Here is a 22,475-nt window from a genome sequence, read left to right as displayed (position 1 = left end):
CAGGGCATGGAAGCCCTGTCAGTTCTCGATATACGGTAATCTGCGCCGCGATACCGACGCGGGTTTTTCCGCCGCCTTTGCCATTGCTTCCGCAATCTCTGCACACTCCGCCAGCCCCTGAACGAAGGGACGATCGTGCATCAGCCACGGTATCGCGCCGAAGGCAATGCGTCCGCGAACGGCGTCAGGCGCTTTTAAGGTGTAATCCTCACCGACGTCGGGAATCTCTTCGCCCGTGGCTTCCAGCTGTTTGCGCAGCGTCGGAAAGGGCAGATCTTTCGTTTTGAGCGGCTTCTGCCCGCGCGCATCAATAAACACGTCGAAACGGTAAACGGTCTCTTGTGTGGTGATTACCGTTCGATCGCTGCCAACGTCCAGCGCGTAATCGTCACCGAGCGTCGCCACGCTGATGATGCCGGCTTCGCGAAGCGCGAGCAGCCTGCGGATAGACTGCGGAGGGATGGCCGCATAGTTGTCGATAAATACGCGGGCGAGGCCTTGCTTAAAGCGCTCTCTGTCCCGTTCGTTGAGGTGGGGAACAATCTCCTGAACCACCTCATGCAGCCGAAGGACGGTATAGCGCCAGGCTACGGTGCGCCGCTCGCGTTTGTTCCGCTCCACCTCGTTGAGATTTTCTTCCGCCCAGGTAAAGGGGCCGTGCCGTTTACGATCCTCAAACCAGGCCTCACGAATGCTGTCCGCATTCTGCTTATGCAGGGATATTTTCTCACACCACGTCGGGTCAGCGAGTTGAAGCTCTTTCACCATCAGGGTAAATATACGGTCGAGCAGGCCATCCGAACCTTTGGCGATCTCGTTTTCAACCACGAATTCGGTTAAGACCGACAGCGGTTCATAAGGAATAGGGCAGTAAAAATCGGCTTCCGGCAGAATACCCGTTCGGGACATCAGGACAATCTTCAACGCGTCGCTGCCTTTATCCAGCACGAATTTATCATCACGAAATTCACCGTGCTGCATCACTACCGCCATGGCCGCGTCGAGACCGCTTAACGATGTCCCCATGATACCGACGCGGCAGGGAGGAATACTGGCATCCATCAGACCGGACCAGGGGCTTGGAAAGAACGCGCGCGTGGCTTCGTCCTCTTCTGGCCAGACGTGGCCGGTTGCGATAACCGCAAGGTCGAAGCGTTCAGGAAAGGCGCTGTCGTTGACGGAAAGCGTGACCCCTTCTTTCGTGGGCACGATATCGGTGACCTGGGCGGATTCATGGACATCAACCTGAAACCGCAGCTTTCTGGCCTCTTTCACGATTGAACGAAAGCTGTCGCGAAAATACTCGCCCAGCAGAAGCCGGGGCAGGAACTGTCGGTCATGCAGGCGGGTTGTATCGACCTTAAAGCGCGCCAGATGAGCTTCGCTCTGATCCTTCAGCCAGTCGAGGTAGGTCATAAAAATGGGCGGGATTTCAATGCTCGCAATGTTCGCCAGCATCAGCCGGGAGTTATCGTCGTCGTTATAGGGCATACCCACGCCAGCGTCTTCGGATTGTTCAAAGATGGAAACTGAGAGCGGCTTGCTGTTTTTAAGGAGATGATAAAAAGTATAAATCCCTGTGGGGCCGGAGCCAATAATCGCGATTTTCTTCATCGACGTTCTTCCTGTTTTTTTTCCATAAGAAAAGCGTAGCAGGAGAACAATGATGAAAATAAGGGATTAGGAAAATTCAGGATATCAGAAGAGGATTTGCACCATTTCAGGACTGAAATGGTGCGTCCGAGTGGACTCGAACCACCGACCCCCACCATGTCAAGGTGGTGCTCTAACCAACTGAGCTACGGACGCAGAATGGTGCGTTCAATTGGACTCGAACCAACGACCCCCACCATGTCAAGGTGGTGCTCTAACCAACTGAGCTATGAACGCAACGTGTTGTCGCTGACAACGGGGACGAATATTAGCGGCACAGCATCGAGGTGGCAAGAGGGAAAATGCATTTTTCTCTCTGATTTCACGCGATTGCTTCATTACCGCGCAAAGTGAAGAGAAAGTAGCCGCCGGGCGGCGGCTACCGCGTCGTTAACGTGCCGCGCGTTGCAAAATGACCGTTGATGGCTGGCGCTGCAGGAAGCGCATTCGCATCATCATCATAATCGCCGCCGACGTCAGGCCGATGATAAAGCCCATCCAGAACCCTGCCGGACCCATGCGATCCACCACAAGATCGGTAAGCGCCAGGATATAGCCACACGGCAGACCCAGCACCCAGTAGGCGATGAAGGTGATAAAGAAGATGGAGCGCGTGTCTTTATATCCGCGCAGCACGCCGCTGCCAATCACCTGGATGGAGTCAGAGATCTGGTAAATTGCGGCCAGCAGCATCAGGTGCGATGCCAGCGTGACCACTTCCGGGTTGTCGTTATAGAGCAGGGCAATCTGCTCGCGTAATGCAACGGTAAAGAGCGCCGTACAGACAGCCATGCAGACGCCGACGCCCAGCCCGGTCCGGGCGGCCGTTTGCGCATCAAGCGTTGAGCCCTGGCCCAGGCGGAAGCCGACGCGGATCGTGACCGCCGCCGCCAGCGACATCGGCAGGACGAACATCAGGGAGCTGAAGTTCAGCGCAATCTGGTGCCCGGCCACGTTCACGATGCCCAGCGGGGAGACCAGCAGGGCGACCACGGCAAACAGGGTCACCTCAAAGAACAGCGCGAGGGCGATCGGTAACCCTAACTGCACCAGACGCGTCATGATGTTCCAGTCCGGCGTGCTAAATCTTTTCTCGTTGCGAATATCGCGCATGGAACGGGCGCGTTTTACAAAGGCGATCATGGAGAAGAACATCACCCAGTAAACGGCTGCCGTCGCCACGCCGCAGCCGACGCCGCCGAGCTCCGGCATCCCGAAATGACCGTAAATAAACACGTAGTTCACCGGAATGTTGACCAGTAAACCGATGAAGCCCATCACCATCCCGGGCTTGGTTTTCGCCAGGCCTTCACACTGGTTACGCGCCACCTGGAAAAAGAGGTAGCCGGGCGCACCCCAGAGCAGGGCGCGCAGATAGCCCACGGCTTTATCAGCCAGTGCCGGGTCAATGTTATGCATAGCGCGAATGATGTGGCCCGCGTTCCAGAGCACGACCATGATCAGCACGGAAACAAACCCTGCCAGCCAGAAACCCTGACGAACCTGATGGGCAATGCGCTCGCGACGACCCGAGCCATTGAGCTGAGCGATAACCGGCGTGAGCGCGAGCAGCAGACCGTGGCCGAACAGGATGGCCGGAAGCCAGATTGACGTGCCGATAGCAACGGCCGCCATATCGGTGGCGCTATAGCCACCTGCCATTACCGTATCCACAAATCCCATTGCGGTCTGGGCCACTTGCGCGACGATCACTGGGATAGCCAGTGCCAATAGCTGGCGCGCTTCATTCATGTACTTCTGCACGTGAACACCTTTATTTTGTTGTTATTTGAGAGACTAAAAAAGCCGCCGAAACGGGCAGCAAGAAGAAAATGCAGGGGGGTGCCAGCTATTGTAGCGGGCTTTAGCTATTTATCTAGTGAAAAAATCGCCAGAAAATGCGCTCCGCTGGCAACCTCTTTTTCCAACTGTTATTGTGGTGGGATTAAACGGTGTCACCACCGTCCGGAAAAAACAGGAGTTGTAAGCATGTTTACTGGTATTGTGCAGGGCACCGCCAAAGTGGTGTCCATTGATGAAAAACCTAATTTCCGTACTCATGTTGTTGAGCTGCCGGAATATATGCTTGAGGGCATTGAAACAGGCGCGTCGATTGCCCATAACGGCTGCTGCCTGACCGTTACCGAAATTAACGGCAACCAGATTAGCTTTGATTTAATGAAAGAGACGCTGCGCATCACCAACCTTGGCGAGCTGGCGGTGGGAGATACCGTCAACGTTGAGCGGGCGGCGAAGTTCAGCGATGAGATTGGCGGCCACCTGATGTCCGGGCACATCATGACCACCGCTGAAGTGGCAAAAATCGTGACCTCGGAAAATAACCGTCAAATCTGGTTTAAAATGCAGGATCCTTCATTAATGAAATACATCCTCTATAAAGGATTTATTGGCATTGACGGGATTAGCCTGACGGTGGGTGAAGTAACGCCAACGCGTTTTTGCGTGCATTTAATTCCTGAAACGCTGCAGCGCACCACGCTGGGCGCCAAAAAACTGGGGCATCGCGTGAATATTGAAATCGATCCGCAAACCCAGGCGGTAGTGGATACGGTTGAGCGCGTGCTGGCAGCAAAAGAAGCGGCGATAATAAAGACCGCCACAGAAGAAGAATAAAAAATAACCCCGGGCATCCGGGGTTATTTTTTAGCGTGCGACACGTAATCCGTGTTCAATCCCACGGCTGAATACCACCTGCCAGAGCTGAATATCCCGTGCGCGAAACGCCCCCGCGCAGGCATTCAGATAATAGCTAAACATCCGCCTGAATCGTTCAGAATAGTTGTCCGCAATCTCAGGCCAGGTTTCCTGAAAACGCGCATGCCAGGCCATCAACGTGGTGTCGTAATCCGCGCCAAAGTTATGCCAGTCTTCCATCACGAAATGGGGTTCACTGGCGTTGGCAATCTGGCGGACGGACGGTAAACAGCCATTCGGAAAGATGTATTTGTTGATCCACGGGTCGACGTTATTGTCGGTCCGCTTAGAGCCGATGGTGTGCAGCAGGAAGATACCGTCCGGTTTCAGATTCCGATCCACCACCTCAAAATAGGTAGCGTAGTTTTTCGGCCCGACGTGCTCGAACATGCCGACGGAAACGATCCGGTCAAACTGTTCGTTAAGATCACGGTAATCCTGCAGCCGGATATCCACATCGAGGCCCTGGCAGCGTTCCCGCGCCATTTTTTGCTGTTCCGCTGAAATCGTGACGCCGACGACGCTGACGCCATAGTGCTTCGCCATAAAATACGCCAGCCCGCCCCAGCCGCAACCGATATCCAGCACGCGCATTCCGGGCTGGAGCTGCAGCTTCTCGCTAATCAGACGCAGCTTGGCCTGCTGGGCCTCTTCAAGCGTCGACGCCTCTTTCCAGTAGGCGCAGGAGTACTGCATGAAAGGGTCCAGCATACGGCTGAACAGGTCGTTGCCAAGATCGTAGTGTTCTTTACCAACGATCCACGCGCGTTTTTTACTTTGCAGATTGAACAGTCGGGCAGAGGCGACGCGCAGGGTGTCTTTCAGATTGCGAGGGAGTTGATTTTCAAGACCGGCACGCAGCACGCTGGCGAAAAAGGTATCCAGACGTTCGCACTCCCACCAGCCGTCCATGTAGCTTTCTCCCAGGCCTAACGATCCCTCTCGCAGCACGCGTTTAAAAAAGTCGGGATGTTTAACCTGAGGATCGGATGGCGATGATCCATTGATAGTGATGCCTGCTCGACCTAACAGTTCACTGACGATCCGGGACCAGTTATCGTCCGGAACGCTGACTTCTTCTATACACGATGAACTCATAGCTTCTCCATCACCCTACTGTGATCAGAACCTTAAAACAGCGTAGACGCTTTTTTTGGTTTGTGAGAAATCTCACGGTAAATACCGCGAGGCTAATATCCGACGTAGAACAGAGGAAGGGAGATAACCCTTGCCGAAATGCCTTCCATGGTAAAACGGGAGCACTCCGGCTCCCGTTAACACTTAATATTTATCGTATTTAATCGAACCAAATTTAGTATAGGCCTCAAAATTTGGTGATTCAATAGAAAATTCTTAGCAACCTAATCACTGAAAATTAACATGATTTCTGGCGCAATCAGGCATGTGACGTTTCAACCTGAGCACTCTTTTCCTGCGCACGCTGCGCGGAGGCCTGCATGCGATAGCCCAACACCGCCAACGCAACGGTCACCAGCATCACGCTGGTGGTGGTCAGGAGCGGCGTGGCAATCAGCGCCGATACAACCAGGCTTGCCAGGAAGCACAGCCCCAGCTGCAGGGTATTCTGCAGCGCGGCGGCGCGGCCTGTTGCCTGCGGGAAGGGACGCAGCGCCTGGGCTACAACGATAGGGTAAATCGCCCCGTTCGCAACGGCCATCACGCAGAATGGGATCAAAATTTCGGCCAGACCGGCGCCAGGAATAAAGCCAACGGCCCAGGTCCCGATAACGCTCAGCGCATACAGCACCAGCAGCCACGGCAGCATCTGCTGACCTTCCCACTTTTGCAGCGCCGCGCGACAGCCGTACCCGCCTACCAGGAACGCGATGGTCTGCGGAACATAGCTCAGGCCGATGGCTGCCGGGCTGTAACCCATATCGTGCAGAATGAACGGCGAGCCGGTGAGCCACGCGAAGAAGCTTGCCGAGCAGGCGGCATAGATCAGGACATTCCCGCGATACGCTTTGGTGCTGAGCAGAGACGTGAAGGTAATCGGCTTCGCGTCTGCATGCGCTTCTTTTTTATGCGCGGGCTTGAGGGCGAACGCCGGCAGCATCAGTACCAGGGTAATTGCAAACAGCGTGGCGAAAATGGCCTGCCAGTCGAAATGCGCGAGGATCCAGCTGCCCAGCAGGGGAGCGAGGGCCGGTGAGAGACCCACCAGCGGCATAATGGTGGCGAAAATACGGTTTGTGCGGTTAGCCGGGTAATAGTCGGTGACCAGCGCCTGCCATGTCACTGCCGCGGCACAGACGCCCACGGCCTGAATAAAACGCAGCACCAGCAGCCAGGTGGCATCGCGTACCCATAACATTCCCAGGCAGCCCACGGCAAAAATGGCCAGGCCCAGCAACAGCACCGGTTTACGACCAAAGCGATCCGAGAGCGGTCCCCAGAGCAGCTGTGCGAAGGCAAAACCGGCGAGGAATAAGCTCAGGCTGGCGCTGATGGCGGCAGCAGGCGTTTGCAAATCTTCCTGCATGGCGGCAAACGCCGGCAGGTACATATCGGTGGCCAAAAAGCCCAGCACGCTCAAGCCGCCGAGCCAGACTAAAAAACCGTTCCTGGGTTGCATTATTTTATTCTCCTGAGGAGGCAGGTATACATTGGCGCTGAGTGTAGGGAGTGCAAAGCCGCTTGTGAAACGCTAATATTTGGCGGGTGCATTCAAAAAATTTGCAGGCAGAAAATGTGGTCAGATTATTCTCTTGAAGTGGTCGATGCTGTTGCACGTAACGGCAGCTTCAGCGGTGCGGCGCAGGAGCTGCACCGCGTCCCTTCGGCAATAAGCTACACGGTGCGCCAGCTGGAGGAGTGGCTGGCGGTTCCGCTGTTTGAACGGCGGCATCGTGATGTGGAATTAACGCCCGCAGGCGCGTGGTTTTTGAAGGAAGGGCGTTCTGTTATCAAAAAAATGCAGATCACCCGCGAACAGTGTCAGCAGATCGCTAACGGCTGGCGGGGGCATCTTTCCATCGCGGTGGATAACATCGTTAAGCCGGAACGCACCCGGCAGATGATCGTCGATTTCTACCGTCATTTCTCTGACGTCGAGCTGCGGGTCTCGCAGGAGGTGTTCAACGGCGTCTGGGATGCGCTGGCGGACGGCAGGGCAGAGATGGCGATTGGGGCTACGCAGGCGATCCCGGTCGGGGGACGTTACGCTTTTCGCGATATGGGGATGCTGAGCTGGAAATGCGTGGTGGCAAGCGACCATCCGCTGGCGGCGATGGAAGGGCCGCTCAGCGATGACACGCTGCGCAACTGGCCGTCGCTGGTGCTGGAGGATACGTCCCGTTCATTGCCCAAGCGTATCACCTGGCTTCTGGACAACCAGCGGCGGGTGGTGGCCCCTGACTGGGAATCGTCGGCGACGTGCCTCAGCGCCGGGCTGTGCGTCGCGATGGTGCCCGTTCATTTCGCGCGTCCGCGCATCGATACCGGAGAGTGGGTTGAGCTGACGCTGGAGAATCCGTTCCCGGATGCGGCCTGCTGCCTCACATGGCAGCAAAATGACGTCTCGCCTGCGATGGCCTGGCTGCTGGATTATCTGGGAGACAGCGAAACGCTGAACCGGGAATGGTTACGGGAGCCAGCATAGCTGGCCCCGTAAAGCGATTAACGACGGTAGTCGCGGAACGGACCGTCCGCAACGGAACGGCGTTCGATAAGACGCGGGTGAACTTCAATAGACTGCGACTCTTCGCGTTTGTTGACGATCCTGTCCATCAGCATGTTGAAGGCCGTTTCGCCCAGCGAATCTTTCGGCTGGTGAATGGTGGTCAGCGCCGGGGTGAAGAAACGCGCGTTACGCACGTTGTCATACCCGATCACGGAAATATCCTGCGGTACGCGCAGGCCCAGCTCGTCGGCAGCGCATAGCGCGCCCATGGCCATAATGTCGCCCCCGCAGAACACGGCGGTCGGACGGTGCGGCTGGGAGACGATCTGCTGCATCGCGCGGTAGCCCGATTCCGGCTCAAAGTCACCCTGCACAATCCAGTTTTCCGGCACGTTGATCAACGCTTCTTCCATCGCTTTCATAAAACCGGCCAGACGGCCCGCGCCGGTGTTGCGCTCCAGCGGACCGGGGATCACGCCAATCTCGCGGTGGCCGCGTTCGATCAGATAACGACCGGCCATATAGCCGCCTTCAAAGGCGTTATCGATAACGGAATCGGTAAAGTCTGCGCGCGCTTCGCCCCAGTCCATCACCACCATCGGAATATGGCGATACTCTTCCAGCATCGACAGCACGGATTCCGGGTACTCGGAACACATCACCAGCAGGCCATCAACGCGCTTTTGCGCCATCATCGACAGGTAGGCACGCTGTTTTTCAATGCTGTTCCACGCGTTGCCCAGAATCAGGGTATAGCCTTTCTGGAAGCAGTTCTTTTCGACCGCTTCAATGATCTCGGCAAAATAGGCCGCTTCACTGCTGGTCGCCAGCAATCCAATGGATTTGGTGTGATTAACCTTGAGGCTACGCGCAACCGCACTTGGCGAATAGTGCAGCTCTTTGATCGCTGCCCAGACGGCGTTGCGCGTCTCTTCCGCCACAAAGCGGGTTTTGTTAATTACATGTGATACGGTTGTAGTGGAAACGTTTGCGCGTTTTGCTACGTCTTTAATTGTTGCCATTAAATGTCACTCCAGACCATATCCTAAGCTCCTGAAAAACTTGAAGGTAAACGTTTGCCTTCTCTCACCCTTATCTCGCAATCTTGAATTGCGGCACGCCGGGAAAACGACACGGGACGTCAGGAGGGGGTCAATGGCCGGTACGCTAATAAATTTAGCGTGGAATTTTGTCCTATCTTGATGAAAAGGGGAAGAGGTAAAGTGGTTATCAGTATAAATCCAGGAAGATTTTTGACGTAATCTGTGCAAAAATGAGCAAGCTCACTTTTCGTGTGGGGATTAAAAGGAGAAAAATTGATGAGTTCCGATCTTAAGTTTTCGCTGTTCACCACCGTTGTTGTGCTGGCTCTGATTGTTGCGGCCGGTCTGACGGCTGCGCTGCACTGATTTACGCGGAGGGAGAGCCTTCTCCCTCCCGACTCCCCGGATTGTTACTTCTCTGGCAAAAATCTTTTGCCATTTTGTTAACTTCTCATTTTTTGTGATTGATGTCATGCTTTCTGCTTCTTTGTTCTGTGTCACCACATGACACGGCATCCGGAGTTGACGCATGAAAATCAATTATCCCCTGCTGGCCCTGGCGATTGGCGCTTTTGGGATTGGCACCACTGAATTCTCCCCGATGGGGTTACTGCCTGTTATTGCCCGCGGCGTAGATGTCTCTATCCCTGCGGCAGGGATGTTAATCAGCGCCTACGCTATCGGCGTGATGGTCGGGGCGCCGCTGATGACGCTTCTTCTTTCACACCGCGCGCGCCGCAATGCGCTGATTTTCCTGATGGCGATTTTCACCCTGGGCAACGTGCTTTCGGCCATTTCGCCGGACTACACCACATTGATGCTGTCGCGCATTCTGACCAGCCTTAACCATGGCGCGTTCTTTGGGCTGGGATCGGTTGTGGCTGCCAGCGTGGTGCCAAAACACAAGCAGGCGAGCGCCGTAGCAACCATGTTTATGGGGCTGACGATTGCCAATATCGGCGGGGTGCCTGCGGCAACCTGGCTGGGAGAAGCGATCGGCTGGCGTATGTCTTTCCTGGCGACGGCCGGGCTGGGCGTGGTTGCAATGGTGGCGCTGTTCTTCTCCCTGCCGAAAGGAAGCGCCGGAGAACGTCCGGAAGTGCGTAAAGAGCTGGCGGTGCTGATGCGCCCGCAGGTGCTCTCCGCGCTGCTCACCACCGTGCTGGGGGCAGGGGCGATGTTTACCCTCTACACCTATATTTCACCGGTACTGCACGATATCACCCACGCAACGCCTCTCTTCGTTACCGCGATGCTGGTGCTGATTGGCGTGGGCTTCTCGATCGGCAACTATCTCGGCGGGAAATTTGCCGACCGTTCCGTGAGCGGGACGCTGAAGGGCTTCTTAACCCTGCTGATTGTCATCATGGTTGCCATTCCATGGCTGGCGCGTAATGAGTTCGGGGCCGCGATTGCGATGGTCGTCTGGGGAGCCGCCACTTTCGCCGTGGTGCCGCCGCTGCAGATGCGCGTAATGCGTGTCGCGCACGAGGCGCCGGGACTTTCATCTTCCGTGAATATCGGTGCGTTTAACCTGGGTAATGCCCTGGGCGCGGCGGCCGGTGGGGCCGTGATTTCAGGTGGTCTGGGGTACAGCTTTGTGCCGGTGATGGGGGCGATTATTGCCGCGCTCGGCCTGCTGCTGGTGATGATGTCGGGTCGTAAACAGCCTGAAGCAGCCTGTGCTGCGGAGTAAACTAAAAACGCAGAAGGGCGAACCCTTCTGCGTGTCTCTTACGCGGCGAAGTTCTTCGCGACAAAGTCCCAGTTAACCAGTGCCCAGAAGTGCTCCAGGTAGTTCGGACGCGCGTTGCGGTAGTCAATGTAGTAAGCGTGTTCCCACACGTCCACGGTCATCAGCGGCTTCGCGCTGGTGGTCAGCGGGGTACCCGCATTAGAGGTGGACACGATAGCCAGTTTGCCATCCGCCTCTTTAACCAGCCACGTCCAGCCAGAGCCGAAGTTCTTGATGGCTGCATCGGTAAATTTCGCTTTGAAATCCGCGAAGCTGCCAAATGCGGCATTGATAGCGGTAGCCAGTTCACCGACAGGTTCACCGCCGGCATTTGGCGCCAGGCAGTGCCAGTAGAAGGTGTGGTTCCACACCTGAGCGGCGTTGTTAAAGACGCCACCCTCTGAGCTGCGGACGATCTCTTCCAGCGTTTTGCCTTCAAAATCGGTGCCCTTGATCAGATTGTTCAGGTTGGTGACGTACGTCTGGTGATGCTTGCCGTAGTGATATTCCAGGGTTTCCGCAGAAATGTGCGGTGCCAGGGCGTCTTTTGCATACGGTAGTGCAGGTAATTCGAACGACATTGCTTCTCTCCTTATTGTATTTTGTGTTGCCAATAACCACACAGACAACATGGACAGGATAGCAAATTGAAAGGGTATGCAAAAGAGGAACTTACCCTGCCACGGATGCGGCAGGGCAGGGGTTAGCGAATGGTTTTTGGCGTCATCACGCGACGCGCGCCGACGTAGTGGCGTACCCAGTAGTCTTCACTGAGAGAAGTGATCTGAATATCCTGGCCGCTACGGGGAGACTGGATGAATTTCCCGTTGCCGACATACACGCCGACGTGGTCAGCCGTGCCGCGACCCTGGGTGCGGAAGAACACCAGATCGCCGTTTTCCAGTTCACCGCGGTCAACCGGTGAGGCATCGCGCAGGTGGTACATCTCATTGGCGGTACGAGGAATGCGGAATTTGACCAGATCTTTATAGGCGTAATAGACGAGGCCGCTGCAGTCAAACCCGGTACGCGGCGAGCTGCCACCCCAGTGATAAGGTTTGCCAATCTGCCCCATCAGTTTGTTCATCGCGGTTTTTTGCGCTTTCTGTACGCGCACTTTATGCACTTCCGCTATTTTCGTGACCTTCGTGCATTTCGCCTTGTGGCCTTTACGCGTGATGCATTTTTCAGTAACGAGGTTAGCGGCGGTTTGCGAAGCTTTACTTTTAGCGGAGTGGGCAGTGCGGGAAGGTTTTGTTTTCGTCTTGCTGGAAGCGGTCTGTTTCGTCTGAGCTGTTGTTTTTTTCTTGTCGTTCTTAGCGGTGGTTTTTTTCTTACGTTCTGTGGCTTTCACCAGATGGTTTTTTTGTACAGCAGAATGCCGCGCCTGCTGAGAGGCGTTTGCCACTGGCGTGAAAGTGAGTGAAGTAAACAGTAAAGCACAGAGCGTGATCGAGATTTTATTTATCCGCGCCACTGGGCAGTCCCCTGATAAATGCAGGTCATCAATAATACCCGCGTGTGATTTACAAAGCCCGTCGATTCTAATCTATAAAAACCCAGAAAGTTAATAGCATTTTTCAATCTACAATCGTGTTTCGTTAGCAAGTGCAAAAAAATTCATCGTTCTGTCGCACATTTGCCCACTCCCTAAGCAAAACCCTGACCGCCGCAGGGGTAAACACCATTTGCAATGCAACTTTTCGTGACTCGGGGTAGAATGTATAAACGTGACAAAAATGTTATTTTCCGATGCCAGTCTGAACCGCTACAATGTCAGACGAATGCCGTAACAGAAGTTAAAGGAAGCAAGACATGAGCACCACTATTGAAAAAATCCAGCGCCAGATCGCTGAAAACCCAATTCTGCTGTATATGAAAGGTTCTCCGAAGCTGCCAAGCTGCGGCTTCTCCGCACAAGCGGTTCAGGCGCTGTCAGCCTGTGGTGAGCGTTTTGCTTACGTTGATATCCTGCAGAACCCGGACATCCGCGCTGAGCTGCCTAAGTACGCTAACTGGCCGACTTTCCCACAGCTGTGGGTAGACGGTGAGCTGGTTGGCGGCTGCGATATCCTGATTGAAATGTATCAGCGCGGCGAACTGCAGCAGCTGATCAAAGAGACGGCGGCGAAGTACAAAACTGAAGAGCCGGACGCAGAGTAATTTTCTGCGCAAATAAATAAGCGACCTGATAAGGTCGCTTTTTTTTATTCTTCGCTGTCGCCCATCGGCAGCGGCCAGCCGCCAAGACGCTTCCAGCGGTTAACGATCTCACAGAACAGCTCTGCGGTGCGCTCCGTGTCGTATAAAGCGGAATGCGCCTGCGTGCCGTCAAAAGGTATACCCGCCGTGATGCAGGCTTTAGATAACACCGTTTGTCCCAGAGCCAGGCCGCTCAGCGCGGCGGTGTCGAAGGTTACAAAAGGATGGAAGGGGTTGCGTTTGAGCGCGGCGCGCTCCGCGGCGGCCATGGTAAAGCTGTGATCGAAGGTGGCGTTATGGGCCACCATGATGGCGCGGCTGCAGTTACTCTCTTTCATGCCTTTACGCACCATTTTAAAAATGGCGTGCAGCGCATCATATTCACTGACTGCACCACGCAGCGGGTTATGCGGATCGATACCATTAAACGCCAGCGCTTCCGGCTGTAAGTTTGCCCCTTCGAAAGGTTCAACGTGGAAATGCAGCGTGGTGTCCGGTGTAAGCCAGCCCTGTTCATCCATCTTCAGCGTGATGGCGGCAATTTCGAGCAGCGCATCGGTTTTAGCGTTAAATCCGGCTGTTTCTACATCAATGACAACGGGATAAAAACCACGAAAACGGTCGCACAGACCGCTAAATTGAGCGTTATCGGACATCAGGGTCTCTTACAAGGGGAAAAAGCAGAGCGCATTATGGCAAATTTTGCAGGGTGATGCAGTAAAACTACGGGCGCATGTTGCGCCCTGAGGGATCAGTTGCCCAGACCGCGACCCGCGTCTTTGGCTTCAATCAGTTCGATTTTGTAACCGTCGGGATCTTCCACGAACGCAATCACGGTGGTGCCACCTTTTACCGGACCCGCTTCGCGCGTAACGTTACCGCCGCTGCTGCGAATGCGTTCACACGCTTCGGCCGCGTTGTCCACTTCCAGCGCGATGTGGCCGTAGGCGGTGCCCAGCTCATAGCTGTCTACGCCCCAGTTGTAGGTCAGCTCGATCACCGCTTCATCCGTTTCCGGGCCGTAACCCACGAACGCCAGCGAGTATTTGTATTCCGGGTTTTCGCTGGTGCGCAGCAGCTTCATGCCCAGGACGTTAGTGTAGAAATCAATGGAACGTTGCAGGTCGCCAACGCGCAGCATGGTGTGAAGTAGGCGCATAATTTCCTCATTAACCAATGGAATAGACTGTCTTTTTGAACAGAAACGATGTTTTAGTATAGCGGCGAAGTATCGCCGCTATCAATGAACAATGGCGAGATTACAGAGAAGGGTAGTCGGTGTAGCCTTCCGCGCCGCCGCCGTAGAAGCTTTCCGGGCGCTGCGGATTCAGGGCCGCTTTTTTCTGCAGACGGGCAACCAGATCCGGGTTGGCGATGTAGTCGCGGCCAAACGCGACGGCATCGATCAGCCCTTTGCCGATCAGATCTTCGGCTTTCTCCGGGGTATAAGCCCCCGCACCGATGATCACCCCGTGGAAACGCTCGCGCACTTTCTGACGGAAAGCGTCCGTGTAAGGCTTACCGCCAGCCCAGTCCGGCTCGGACATGTGCAGATAGGCGATGCCGCGTTTAGCCAGTTCTTCGATCAGGTACAGGGCATCGGCTTCTTCGTTCGGACCGTTGTCGACGTTCTGGAAAGAACCGATTGGGGAGACGCGGATCCCGATACGATCCGGGCTCCACTCCTGGCATACGGCGTCAACCACTTCCAGCACCAGGCGAGCGCGGTTTTCGACGCTGCCGCCGTACTGGTCGGTGCGATGGTTGGACGACGGTGACAGGAACTGGTGTAGCAGGTAGCCATGGGCGGAGTGCAGCTCAATCAGGTCAAAACCGGCTTCACGGGCGTTGGCCACGGCCTGGCGGAAGTCGTTCACGATACCCGGAATTTCATCCAGCTCAAGCGCGCGCGGCATAGAGGTATCCACGCGGATCGCATTGCCGTTTTCATCACGCAGGGAAGTACGGGTATTTGCGCTCAGGGCCGAAGCGGAGACCGGAGCCTGGCCGCCAGGCTGAATGCTGCTGTGAGAGATACGACCGGTATGCCAAAGCTGGACCGCAATGCGACCCTCTTCAGCGTGAACGCCCGCGGTGATTTTCTGCCATGCGGCGATCTGTTCCGGGCTGTGAAGACCCGGCGCACCCGCATAGCCTTTAGCCTGAGCGGAAATCTGCGTGGCTTCGGTGATGATCAGGCCAGAGCTTGCGCGCTGACGATAGTATTCACCCATCAGTGGGGTTGGGATGTCGCCCGGCTCAATACTGCGCAGGCGGGTAAGTGGAGCCATAAACACGCGGTTTGGCGCAGTGACGGCACCTACTTTCAGTGGGGTAAATAATTTTTCAGCGGACATAAAGACTCCTGAGTAGACCAGTCGACTAGTAGTTGGGTAAATAAAAACGCCTGTTAAATGCCAGGCGCAGTAATGCTGTTTTTCACATGTGCCAGCGCGCTTTCCAGCGGCACGGCACTGCGCGAGATTTTTGCCTGCAGGTTAGCGCCTAGCCAGAGCGCATATAACACCTGCGCCTGGGTTAACGGCTCGCCGGAAAAGGCCAGCGTTTTTTCATCGCGGCCTTTCTCCAGCGCCTGGGCCAGGAGGGCGATAACGCCGCGGGCACCTTTATCCATCGCCGTGCGCATATCTTCAGAAAGATCGCACACTTCTGCAGACAGCTTAACGGTCAGGCAACCGCTGATAATGCCCTGCTGACAGAACTGGTTCAGCGTTTCCTGATAGTAGTTCAGAACACGATCCCGGTAGTTACCTTCACCCGACGCAAAGTGGGTCGCCAGGCGCTGGTGGTAGCCAGCATAATGACGCTCCAGCATCGCTACGCCAAAAGCCTCTTTGGACCGGAAGTAGTGATAAAACGACCCCTTCGGTACCTCAGCGGTTTTTAAAAGCTCGCTCAACCCCATACCGGTAAACCCGCGATGCATGCAAAGCTGCTCGCCGGTTGCCAGTAAATGTTCGCGGGTATCGTGTTCAGTATTTCTGCTCATGGCCGCACTCTAATAGACCGTTCGGTCTAATGCAAGCGAGTTTACTGGCGACATGCGCTCAGTATATCCAGCTGCGGTTGATAAACGGTTGATTTCACGTCCATCATACCCAATACGGTTGAGAATAAATTGTCCTGGGAAACCGCATTTTTTGCTGCATTGTCGCGCAAACACTGTTCGTTGACGCCAAAGTTTTTCGCGTAATCCGGTGACAGCCAGAACATAAACGGAATATGCGTTTGCTGCTCCGGTGCCAGCATGTACGGCGTGCCGTGCAGATAAATACCGCTTTCGCCCAGCGATTCACCGTGATCTGAGAGATAAATCAGCGCGGTGTTCATGCTCGACTGGCGCGCTTTCAGCGCATCAATGGTTTTACTGACCATGCTGTCGGTATAGAGGATAGTGTTGTCATAGGTATTGATCAGCGCCTGATGGTCGCAATCCTGAATTTCATTGGTATCGCAGGTTGGGGTGAATTTACGGAAGTTGTCCGGGTAACGGCGATAGTATGCCGGACCGTGGCTCCCCATCAGGTGGATAACCAGCACCGTATCTTGCTTCACGCCATCCAGCACGTTGTCCAGACGATAAAAGTTCACATCGTCAATACAGGATTTGTCTTTGCAGAACTGATCCAGCTGCCACTGCGTCATGTCGGTATGGGGCACGCGATCGCAGGCACCTTTACAGCCGCCGTCGTTGTCGCGCCACAGCAGGTTGATACCCGCATGCTTAAGCACGTCGAGTAGCCCCTCGCGATGGTGAGCCAGGTCGGCATCGTATTTGCTGCGCGTCATGCCGGAGAACATGCACGGAACGGAAACCGCGGTTTCGGTACCACATGAGGAGGCCTGCGGGAAGTTAATCACGTCCTGCTTTTTCAGCTCCGGGTTGGTTTCGCGTTCGTAACCGTTCAGGGAGTAGTTTGCCGCGCGAGAGGCTTCGCCGACGACAAGCACCAGAACGGTTTTCTTTTGTTGGCCGGTAATCAGTGACCCTTTGTGGGCATCTTCACCAATGCGCACCAGCGTTTGATCGCCGGCAAACCAGCGCATTTTGCTGTACTTCACCACGGCGCTAACATAGTTCGCTGGGGTGACCATTTTGACGATGCTTTTGTTATTGCGGAACAGCGACGCGTAATCTTTATAAAACAGCGCGGCAATCAGGATAATCACCAGCAGAGCGCCGAGCATCGCGGCAACGCGTGTCAGCAGCGCGTACCACCATTTTCCGGTACGAATCCGGGTCAACGCCAGCACCACGGAAGGCACGAGGCCGGCTATGACAATCCACAGAATCATCTGCGGGGTCACCAGGGCGGTCGCTTCCTGAGAGTTGGTTTCGAACACGTTCACAATCATGTTCTGGTCGATCACCGCGCCGTAGGTATACATGAAATAGGTCGCCGCGGCGCATCCGATCGTCAATACAATCAGCAGCGGCTTGCGGAGATACGGGATGTTAAGCAGGCTAAAGACAATCACCCAGCCGCAAAACAGCACCAGCGGGACGGAGGCGGCAAAGAGGAAGTCGTGCAGATGCACTGGGCCGATAATGGCCCAGCTGCGCTGGATAAACAGCCCGTTCAGCAGAGTAAAAAAGAGTGCACAGCCCAGAGTAAATTTAATGTCGTTACATTGTAACTTTCTGATTAACCACATCGATCGGTAAACCCGTTATTGTCATGATGGGCCGAGTATAGAGAGGGAAGATTAGTGAAACCTTAATGCCACAAATCTGTGATACGGCCTTGCACGCGACGCGATTAACGTCTTCACTGTAGGTGAGAGTAGCTATCGGGAGGTGAGTGTGGCAGAGCAGCTGGAGTTTTTCCCCATCCAGAGCCCGTGCCGGGGTATTTGTCAGGTCGATGAACGCGGATATTGCCGCGGGTGCATGCGTACCCGCGATGAGCGTTTTAACTGGCAAAACTTTAGCGACACGCAAAAGCAGGAGGTGTTACGCCTCTGCCGACAGCGTCTTCTGCGCAAAATACGCGCAAACAAAGCGGGTGAGACCGAAGAACCCCAGCAACCTTCACTTTTTTAACACGGTAATTGCGTATACTCATGACATTACGTCCTTGAGGAAAATGTTATGGTTCAGCGAATTACCCTTGCCCCCCAGGGGCCAGAATTCTCCCGTTTTGTGATGGGCTACTGGCGTCTGATGGACTGGAATATGTCCCCGCTCCAGCTGGCGAGCTTTATTGAAGAGCACCTCGATTTAGGCATCACCACGGTCGATCATGCGGATATTTACGGTGGCTACCAGTGCGAGGCCGCGTTCGGCGAGGCGCTTAAGCTTGTTCCGGCCCTGCGCGACCGCATGGAGATCGTCACGAAGTGTGGGATTGCCACCACGGCAAAACCTGAACATGCCCTCGGTCATTACATTACCGACAGCGCGCATATCATCAAGAGCGCCGAGCAGTCGCTGATCAATCTGGCGACCGATCGTATCGATCTGCTGTTAATCCATCGCCCCGACCCGCTGATGGATGCCGATGAGGTGGCGGAAGCCTTCCTGAACCTGCATCAGAGTGGAAAAGTGCGTCACTTCGGCGTCTCTAACTTTACCCCGGCACAGTTTGCGCTGCTTCAGTCTCGTCTGCCGTTCACCCTCGCCACCAACCAGGTTGAGATCTCCCCGGTACACCAGCCGCTGCTGCTGGATGGTACGCTCGATCAGCTGCAGCAGCTGCGCATTCGCCCGATGGCGTGGTCCTGCCTGGGGGGCGGACGTCTGTTTAATGATGAGGAATTCCAGCCGCTGCGCAACGAGCTTGAAACCATCGCCCGCGAACTGAACGCGGAGAGCATTGAACAGGTGGTTTACGCATGGATCCTGCGCCTGCCGTCAAAACCGCTGCCCATTATCGGCTCCGGCAAAATAGAACGCGTGCGTTCTGCGCTGGCCGCTGAAGAGCTGCAGATGACCCGTCAGCAGTGGTTCCGCATCCGTAAGGCCGCGCTGGGTTACGACGTACCATAAACCGCCTGAAAGTGGCTTTCCGGTGAAATCTTTGCCTCTGGTATACACTTAAGGGGCAAAAAATAACCCGCGGAGGTCACTATGAAGCGTTTTGCTCTGGCACTGGTCACGCTGGTTGTTTGCGCAGGGGCGCAGGCAGCCAGTGACGAAGTGGAAATGAATCTCGTCACCCCACAGGGTGTGGGTCAGTCCATCGGAACGGTGAAAATCACTGAAACCGATAAAGGGCTGGAGTTCGCCCCCAACCTCAAAGCCCTCCCTCCCGGTGAACATGGTTTCCATGTTCATGCCAAAGGCAGCTGTCAGCCCGCTTTAAAAGAAGGTAAACCGTCTGCGGCGGAAGCGGCAGGAGGGCACCTCGATCCGCAGCATTCCGGCAAGCATGAAGGCCCTGAAGGAATGGGGCATTTAGGCGATCTGCCTGTGCTGGTGGTGAATAACGACGGTAAAGCCACCGATCCTGTTGTCGCGCCGCGACTGAAAAAGCTGGATGAGGTGAAAGGCAAGGCGCTGATGATCCATGTCGGCGGCGACAATATGTCCGATCGGCCTAAACCGCTTGGCGGCGGCGGAGCACGCTATGCGTGCGGCGTGATCTGATCCCCAATCGTTCCCGGTGGCGGTGCCTGTTCCAGCTGCGACAGCGAGCAGTGCAGGCGCCAGATTATTGAGGCCAAATCACGGGCTGCGGGCAGATGATGCTGTGCCAGCGTATCGCAGATCCGCTGCAGTTCATTCAGCGTGGCTTCCAGCGGCCTCTGCTGGACACCGCGCTCGCTCATTACATCGCGCAGCAGGGAGATGCAAACATCACGAACCTGCGACAGCGGATCGGAACGCGTTTCCCACGCGCGCAGCTGCCAGACCACGTGCGAGCAGTTTAACAGCACCACGCCCCAGCGCAGCAGCCAGCGCCGGGACAGCGCGTCCTGGCTGTTATTCAGCTGGCTGACGTGATGATAGACCAGCGATTCATACTCGTTTTCGCTCAGATGCGGTTTACGGCTGAGCTGGTCGACAAACCCTCTGCGTAGCTCCCGGATATGCCTGCGGCTCTTGCGTGCATCGGAGCCGGGACGTAACACCGCGAAAGCCAGCCACGCCAGCCCCACGCCCAGGATCTTCGCCAGGTTGTCATTGAGAAAATCGGCGTAATCATAAACAGGTGGATTCGTCACGGAGATAAACGAGCCCATAAAGACAATCAGCTGTCCCCAGAGGCCCGCCAGCTTGGGCATTTGCAGCTTCAGAAGCTGCATGGTGGTCAACAGGGGAAACAGGAACAGCAGGAACTGCCACAGATCGCTTATCTGCACCATCAGGCCAAACTTCACCACGAAGCTGAACAGCGACAGCAGCACCAGCGTGCGCAGCAGCAGCGTAAGCGAGTTGAACGGCGAGGCCGCGACGGAGTAAAGCACGCAGCTGATGGCGGCAAGCGTCAGGGCCGCCGTACCAGACTCCCACTGCGTGGTAATGCTCCACGCCCCCACCAGCATCAGCGCACAGAAGGTGCGAAAACCGCTCCACAGCGCTTCAAGATAGTCGGTATGGCGCGCAAGTGCCGGGCTGCCGGGGACGTTGAACTCCGTCATCGGGGTCGCGTTTTCGACGGCCGTAATCCAGCGGCTGCTGCGCAGGTACAGCCGACAAAAGTAATTCAGGCGCTGCCAGAAGGCGCGATGGCGGTAGTCGTACTCATCAACCGGGGCGAGCGGGGCGATAATCCGCGCTACGGTGTAAATGTCCGCATCCGGGCGCGCAAGGGCCGCGAGAAGCGTTTCAATCACGGCTCGGGTATTTTCAGGTGGCGTCGGCCAGTTGAGCAGCATCCGGCGCAGGCTGGAGATGGCGCTGGTCATGCGCAGCTGCTGGTGCAGCAGATAGTTAAGTAGGGTGTTCTGGCGGCGAAAGCGGTAGTGGCTCCAGAACGCCTGAATGCGCAGCAGATTCATCGTCAGGATCTGTCCGATCACCTTTTCATGCGCGAGGCGGATATCGTCGCTGGTATCCGGTTGCCACAGCAGGCTCGCGTGTTCCAGTAACCGGGTATGCATGGTTTTCAGCGCGGTGATGAGCGCGGTGCCGTCGGATGTGCTGGGGAGGATCATCATCATGAAGCCGCCGCTGAGGATCCCGACAATCACTTCACAGACGCGCGCCTGGGCAATATCCCACAGCTCGGTGGTGTCGAGCACGTTAACCACCGGAAAGGCGATGATGGCGGCGGTATAGCCCGCCAGCTGAAACGCGTAGGCAACGTTATTGGTAAAATGGGCGCAGGCCCAGGTACAGCACCCCAGCCATGCGGCCATGCTCAGCAGGAACAGCCACGGATCGTTCAGCGTATGGCCAGCGATAATTAGCGCCGCGGTGGCGCCGAGCAGGCTGCCTGCGATGCGGCCAAGACTTTTACTGATCACTCCGCCTACTGTCGGAAAACTGACTACCGCCGCAGACGTCATCGCCCAGTAGGGCTCATCCAGGTTAAGGTAATAAGCCACAGTCAGCGCAAGACACATGGCAATGCCGTTACGCAGCGCGTAGCGCCACTGGGGACGCGTTGCTTTCATCCACGGCGTGTTTTGCCAGGAGAGACCCTGCAGCTTCATCACCGGTTTCCGATGGAGACAGTGCAGGTTGTGCCGGACACCAGGGTAATGTCCTCCGGCAAGCGGTCAAACTCCACGCGAACCGGAACGCGCTGGGCCAGACGCACCCAGGGTACGTTCGGCTTTATGTCCGGCACCAGGCCTGAATCCGTTTCAACACTTTGATCGTAAATAGCGCGGCCAATGCTGGAAACGTGACCCTGTAACTTTTGAGGGCCGCTGTAAAGCGTTATTGCGGCTGGCGAACCCTCGCGAATATGCCGAAGCTTGGTCTCTTCGAAATAGCCCACGACGTAGAAGGAGTGGCTGTCGACGAGGGCAAATATCGGTTGTCCCGTGGTGGCATAATTCCCCACGCGGGCCGAGAGGTTGGTCACCCATCCATCAACAGGTGCCGTAATCACGGTTTGGGTCAGTTGCCACTGCGCCTGCTTCAGCGTCGCCTCCGCCACGTTAACGTTAGCCTGCATCGCCTTAACGTTGATATTGGCGGTGTCTAAATCTTCCGCTGAGATGTAGTTTTGCGACAAGTGGCGGCGGCGGTTGGCCTCGTTGTTGGCCTTAGCCAGATCCGACTGGGCTTTCGCCAGCTGCGCCTGGGCGTTCAGGATCGCAATGTGGTACGGGGTGTCGTCGATGCGGAATAAAATGTCTCCCTTTTTGACGAACTGGTTATCCTTAACCAACAGCGTCGTAATACTTCCCGAAACCTGAGGGGTAATGCTGACCTGCTCGGCGCGGACTTTGCCGTCACGCGTCCACGGCGACTGCATATAAAAATTCCACATCCACCAGCCCGCAACCAGCGCGAGGGCAAGGACTAACAGGGTGGAAAAGTACTTTAGCGTTTTCAGGGACATAT

22 protein-coding genes and 2 tRNA genes are annotated in these 22,475 nt (G+C 55.7%); 8 read left to right on the top strand and 16 right to left on the bottom strand.

Annotated elements, in window-relative coordinates; all coding sequences use genetic code 11:
* Positions 1–18 precede the first annotated feature (18 nt).
* From HCH49_RS07240 to mdtK, 4 genes are all read right to left on the bottom strand, one after another.
* Positions 19–1,614 carry an FAD-NAD(P)-binding protein gene (locus HCH49_RS07240; RefSeq protein WP_221702467.1) on the bottom strand — a complete coding sequence of 532 codons (1,596 nt, stop codon included), beginning with the start codon at positions 1,612–1,614 and terminating at the stop codon, positions 19–21.
* Between the two features lie 118 nt (positions 1,615–1,732).
* Positions 1,733–1,809: transfer RNA gene (locus HCH49_RS07235), tRNA-Val, on the bottom strand.
* A 4-nt stretch (positions 1,810–1,813) separates the two neighbouring features.
* Positions 1,814–1,890, bottom strand: a tRNA-Val gene (locus HCH49_RS07230).
* 153 nt (positions 1,891–2,043) lie between these two features.
* Complete coding sequence (gene mdtK, locus HCH49_RS07225) at positions 2,044–3,417, bottom strand: MdtK family multidrug efflux MATE transporter (RefSeq protein WP_033145315.1); 1,374 nt, start codon at positions 3,415–3,417, stop codon at positions 2,044–2,046.
* A 225-nt stretch (positions 3,418–3,642) separates the two neighbouring features.
* On the opposite strand from mdtK, the gene HCH49_RS07220 reads away from it, so the two are divergent.
* Complete coding sequence (locus HCH49_RS07220; RefSeq protein ID WP_033145316.1) at positions 3,643–4,287, top strand: riboflavin synthase; 645 nt, start codon at positions 3,643–3,645, stop codon at positions 4,285–4,287.
* 30 nt (positions 4,288–4,317) lie between these two features.
* Here HCH49_RS07220 and cfa read toward each other — a convergent pair whose 3' ends face one another.
* Positions 4,318–5,466, bottom strand: coding sequence for a cyclopropane fatty acyl phospholipid synthase (gene cfa, locus HCH49_RS07215; protein WP_023335428.1), 1,149 nt, complete (start codon positions 5,464–5,466; stop codon positions 4,318–4,320).
* A 298-nt stretch (positions 5,467–5,764) separates the two neighbouring features.
* On the bottom strand, positions 5,765–6,964 hold the full coding sequence (punC, locus tag HCH49_RS07210) for a purine nucleoside transporter PunC (RefSeq protein ID WP_033145317.1): 1,200 nt from the start codon (positions 6,962–6,964) through the stop codon (positions 5,765–5,767).
* A 114-nt stretch (positions 6,965–7,078) separates the two neighbouring features.
* Between punC and punR the strand changes: the two genes are divergently transcribed.
* A complete protein-coding gene (gene punR / locus HCH49_RS07205) occupies positions 7,079–7,990 on the top strand; it encodes a DNA-binding transcriptional activator PunR (protein WP_023311350.1) in 912 nt (303 codons plus the stop codon).
* A gap of 17 nt (positions 7,991–8,007) precedes the next feature.
* Here the strand turns inward: punR and purR are convergent, their stop codons facing one another.
* Positions 8,008–9,033 (bottom strand): HTH-type transcriptional repressor PurR, encoded by a 1,026-nt coding sequence (gene purR / locus HCH49_RS07200; protein WP_023335431.1) that lies wholly within the window; start codon positions 9,031–9,033, stop codon positions 8,008–8,010.
* A gap of 297 nt (positions 9,034–9,330) precedes the next feature.
* On the opposite strand from purR, the gene HCH49_RS07195 reads away from it, so the two are divergent.
* Complete coding sequence (locus tag HCH49_RS07195) at positions 9,331–9,420, top strand: YnhF family membrane protein (protein WP_008500596.1); 90 nt, start codon at positions 9,331–9,333, stop codon at positions 9,418–9,420.
* A gap of 163 nt (positions 9,421–9,583) precedes the next feature.
* On the top strand, positions 9,584–10,750 hold the full coding sequence (locus HCH49_RS07190; RefSeq protein WP_033145318.1) for an MFS transporter: 1,167 nt from the start codon (positions 9,584–9,586) through the stop codon (positions 10,748–10,750).
* A gap of 38 nt (positions 10,751–10,788) precedes the next feature.
* Here the strand turns inward: HCH49_RS07190 and sodB are convergent, their stop codons facing one another.
* Positions 10,789–11,370, bottom strand: coding sequence for a superoxide dismutase [Fe] (sodB, locus tag HCH49_RS07185; RefSeq protein WP_029739795.1), 582 nt, complete (start codon positions 11,368–11,370; stop codon positions 10,789–10,791).
* Positions 11,371–11,492: 122 nt separating this feature from the next.
* A complete protein-coding gene (locus tag HCH49_RS07180; RefSeq protein ID WP_045887803.1) occupies positions 11,493–12,266 on the bottom strand; it encodes a C40 family peptidase in 774 nt (257 codons plus the stop codon).
* 338 nt (positions 12,267–12,604) lie between these two features.
* Between HCH49_RS07180 and grxD the strand changes: the two genes are divergently transcribed.
* On the top strand, positions 12,605–12,952 hold the full coding sequence (gene grxD, locus HCH49_RS07175; RefSeq protein ID WP_003832760.1) for a monothiol glutaredoxin 4: 348 nt from the start codon (positions 12,605–12,607) through the stop codon (positions 12,950–12,952).
* Positions 12,953–12,996: 44 nt separating this feature from the next.
* Here the strand turns inward: grxD and rnt are convergent, their stop codons facing one another.
* From rnt to eptA, 5 genes are all read right to left on the bottom strand, one after another.
* The gene (gene rnt, locus HCH49_RS07170; protein ID WP_023311355.1) at positions 12,997–13,647 is read right to left on the bottom strand and encodes a ribonuclease T; all 651 of its coding nucleotides are present in this window, start codon (positions 13,645–13,647) and stop codon (positions 12,997–12,999) included.
* Positions 13,648–13,742: 95 nt separating this feature from the next.
* Positions 13,743–14,150 (bottom strand): lactoylglutathione lyase, encoded by a 408-nt coding sequence (gene gloA, locus HCH49_RS07165; protein WP_063142959.1) that lies wholly within the window; start codon positions 14,148–14,150, stop codon positions 13,743–13,745.
* A gap of 100 nt (positions 14,151–14,250) precedes the next feature.
* Positions 14,251–15,348: an alkene reductase gene (locus HCH49_RS07160; RefSeq protein WP_023311356.1), complete on the bottom strand. Its 1,098-nt coding sequence runs from the start codon at positions 15,346–15,348 to the stop codon at positions 14,251–14,253.
* 53 nt (positions 15,349–15,401) lie between these two features.
* Positions 15,402–16,001, bottom strand: coding sequence for a TetR/AcrR family transcriptional regulator (locus tag HCH49_RS07155; RefSeq protein ID WP_047061657.1), 600 nt, complete (start codon positions 15,999–16,001; stop codon positions 15,402–15,404).
* A gap of 41 nt (positions 16,002–16,042) precedes the next feature.
* Positions 16,043–17,668, bottom strand: a complete 1,626-nt coding sequence (gene eptA, locus HCH49_RS07150) for a phosphoethanolamine transferase EptA (RefSeq protein WP_039262332.1) — start codon at positions 17,666–17,668, stop codon at positions 16,043–16,045.
* Positions 17,669–17,816: 148 nt separating this feature from the next.
* Between eptA and HCH49_RS07145 the strand changes: the two genes are divergently transcribed.
* From HCH49_RS07145 to sodC, 3 genes are all read left to right on the top strand, one after another.
* Complete coding sequence (locus tag HCH49_RS07145) at positions 17,817–18,056, top strand: DUF1289 domain-containing protein (protein WP_008500587.1); 240 nt, start codon at positions 17,817–17,819, stop codon at positions 18,054–18,056.
* Positions 18,057–18,104: 48 nt separating this feature from the next.
* Positions 18,105–19,001 carry an aldo/keto reductase family oxidoreductase gene (locus HCH49_RS07140; protein ID WP_214538324.1) on the top strand — a complete coding sequence of 299 codons (897 nt, stop codon included), beginning with the start codon at positions 18,105–18,107 and terminating at the stop codon, positions 18,999–19,001.
* Positions 19,002–19,082: 81 nt separating this feature from the next.
* The gene (gene sodC, locus HCH49_RS07135) at positions 19,083–19,601 is read left to right on the top strand and encodes a superoxide dismutase [Cu-Zn] SodC (protein ID WP_047061660.1); all 519 of its coding nucleotides are present in this window, start codon (positions 19,083–19,085) and stop codon (positions 19,599–19,601) included.
* Here sodC and HCH49_RS07130 read toward each other — a convergent pair.
* Both HCH49_RS07130 and HCH49_RS07125 read right to left on the bottom strand, forming a co-directional pair.
* Positions 19,580–21,613, bottom strand: a complete 2,034-nt coding sequence (locus HCH49_RS07130) for an FUSC family protein (protein WP_221702466.1) — start codon at positions 21,611–21,613, stop codon at positions 19,580–19,582. The genes sodC and HCH49_RS07130 overlap by 22 nt on opposite strands.
* Positions 21,613–22,473, bottom strand: a complete 861-nt coding sequence (locus tag HCH49_RS07125) for an HlyD family secretion protein (RefSeq protein WP_221702465.1) — start codon at positions 22,471–22,473, stop codon at positions 21,613–21,615. Before HCH49_RS07125 ends, HCH49_RS07130 begins: the two co-directional genes overlap by 1 nt.
* Positions 22,474–22,475 lie beyond the last annotated feature (2 nt).

The organism is Enterobacter sp. Y17, from assembly GCF_019730495.1.
GTDB classification, from domain to species: Bacteria; Pseudomonadota; Gammaproteobacteria; order Enterobacterales; family Enterobacteriaceae; genus Enterobacter; species Enterobacter asburiae_B.
The sequence above is the reverse complement of the archived record's forward strand: the minus strand, read 5'-3'. Positions and strand labels throughout refer to the sequence as shown.

Coding starts and splice junctions, on each gene's coding strand:
- HCH49_RS07240 (WP_221702467.1), bottom strand. CDS start 1,614: ATGAAGAAAATCGCGATTATTGGCTCCGGCCCCACAGGGATTTATACT.
- HCH49_RS07220 (WP_033145316.1), top strand. CDS start 3,643: ATGTTTACTGGTATTGTGCAGGGCACCGCCAAAGTGGTGTCCATTGAT.
- cfa (WP_023335428.1), bottom strand. CDS start 5,466: ATGAGTTCATCGTGTATAGAAGAAGTCAGCGTTCCGGACGATAACTGG.
- punC (WP_033145317.1), bottom strand. CDS start 6,964: ATGCAACCCAGGAACGGTTTTTTAGTCTGGCTCGGCGGCTTGAGCGTG.
- punR (WP_023311350.1), top strand. CDS start 7,079: ATGTGGTCAGATTATTCTCTTGAAGTGGTCGATGCTGTTGCACGTAAC.
- purR (WP_023335431.1), bottom strand. CDS start 9,033: ATGGCAACAATTAAAGACGTAGCAAAACGCGCAAACGTTTCCACTACA.
- HCH49_RS07195 (WP_008500596.1), top strand. CDS start 9,331: ATGAGTTCCGATCTTAAGTTTTCGCTGTTCACCACCGTTGTTGTGCTG.
- HCH49_RS07190 (WP_033145318.1), top strand. CDS start 9,584: ATGAAAATCAATTATCCCCTGCTGGCCCTGGCGATTGGCGCTTTTGGG.
- sodB (WP_029739795.1), bottom strand. CDS start 11,370: ATGTCGTTCGAATTACCTGCACTACCGTATGCAAAAGACGCCCTGGCA.
- grxD (WP_003832760.1), top strand. CDS start 12,605: ATGAGCACCACTATTGAAAAAATCCAGCGCCAGATCGCTGAAAACCCA.
- rnt (WP_023311355.1), bottom strand. CDS start 13,647: ATGTCCGATAACGCTCAATTTAGCGGTCTGTGCGACCGTTTTCGTGGT.
- gloA (WP_063142959.1), bottom strand. CDS start 14,150: ATGCGCCTACTTCACACCATGCTGCGCGTTGGCGACCTGCAACGTTCC.
- HCH49_RS07160 (WP_023311356.1), bottom strand. CDS start 15,348: ATGTCCGCTGAAAAATTATTTACCCCACTGAAAGTAGGTGCCGTCACT.
- HCH49_RS07155 (WP_047061657.1), bottom strand. CDS start 16,001: ATGAGCAGAAATACTGAACACGATACCCGCGAACATTTACTGGCAACC.
- eptA (WP_039262332.1), bottom strand. CDS start 17,668: ATGTGGTTAATCAGAAAGTTACAATGTAACGACATTAAATTTACTCTG.
- HCH49_RS07140 (WP_214538324.1), top strand. CDS start 18,105: ATGGTTCAGCGAATTACCCTTGCCCCCCAGGGGCCAGAATTCTCCCGT.
- sodC (WP_047061660.1), top strand. CDS start 19,083: ATGAAGCGTTTTGCTCTGGCACTGGTCACGCTGGTTGTTTGCGCAGGG.
- HCH49_RS07130 (WP_221702466.1), bottom strand. CDS start 21,613: ATGAAGCTGCAGGGTCTCTCCTGGCAAAACACGCCGTGGATGAAAGCA.
- HCH49_RS07125 (WP_221702465.1), bottom strand. CDS start 22,473: ATGTCCCTGAAAACGCTAAAGTACTTTTCCACCCTGTTAGTCCTTGCC.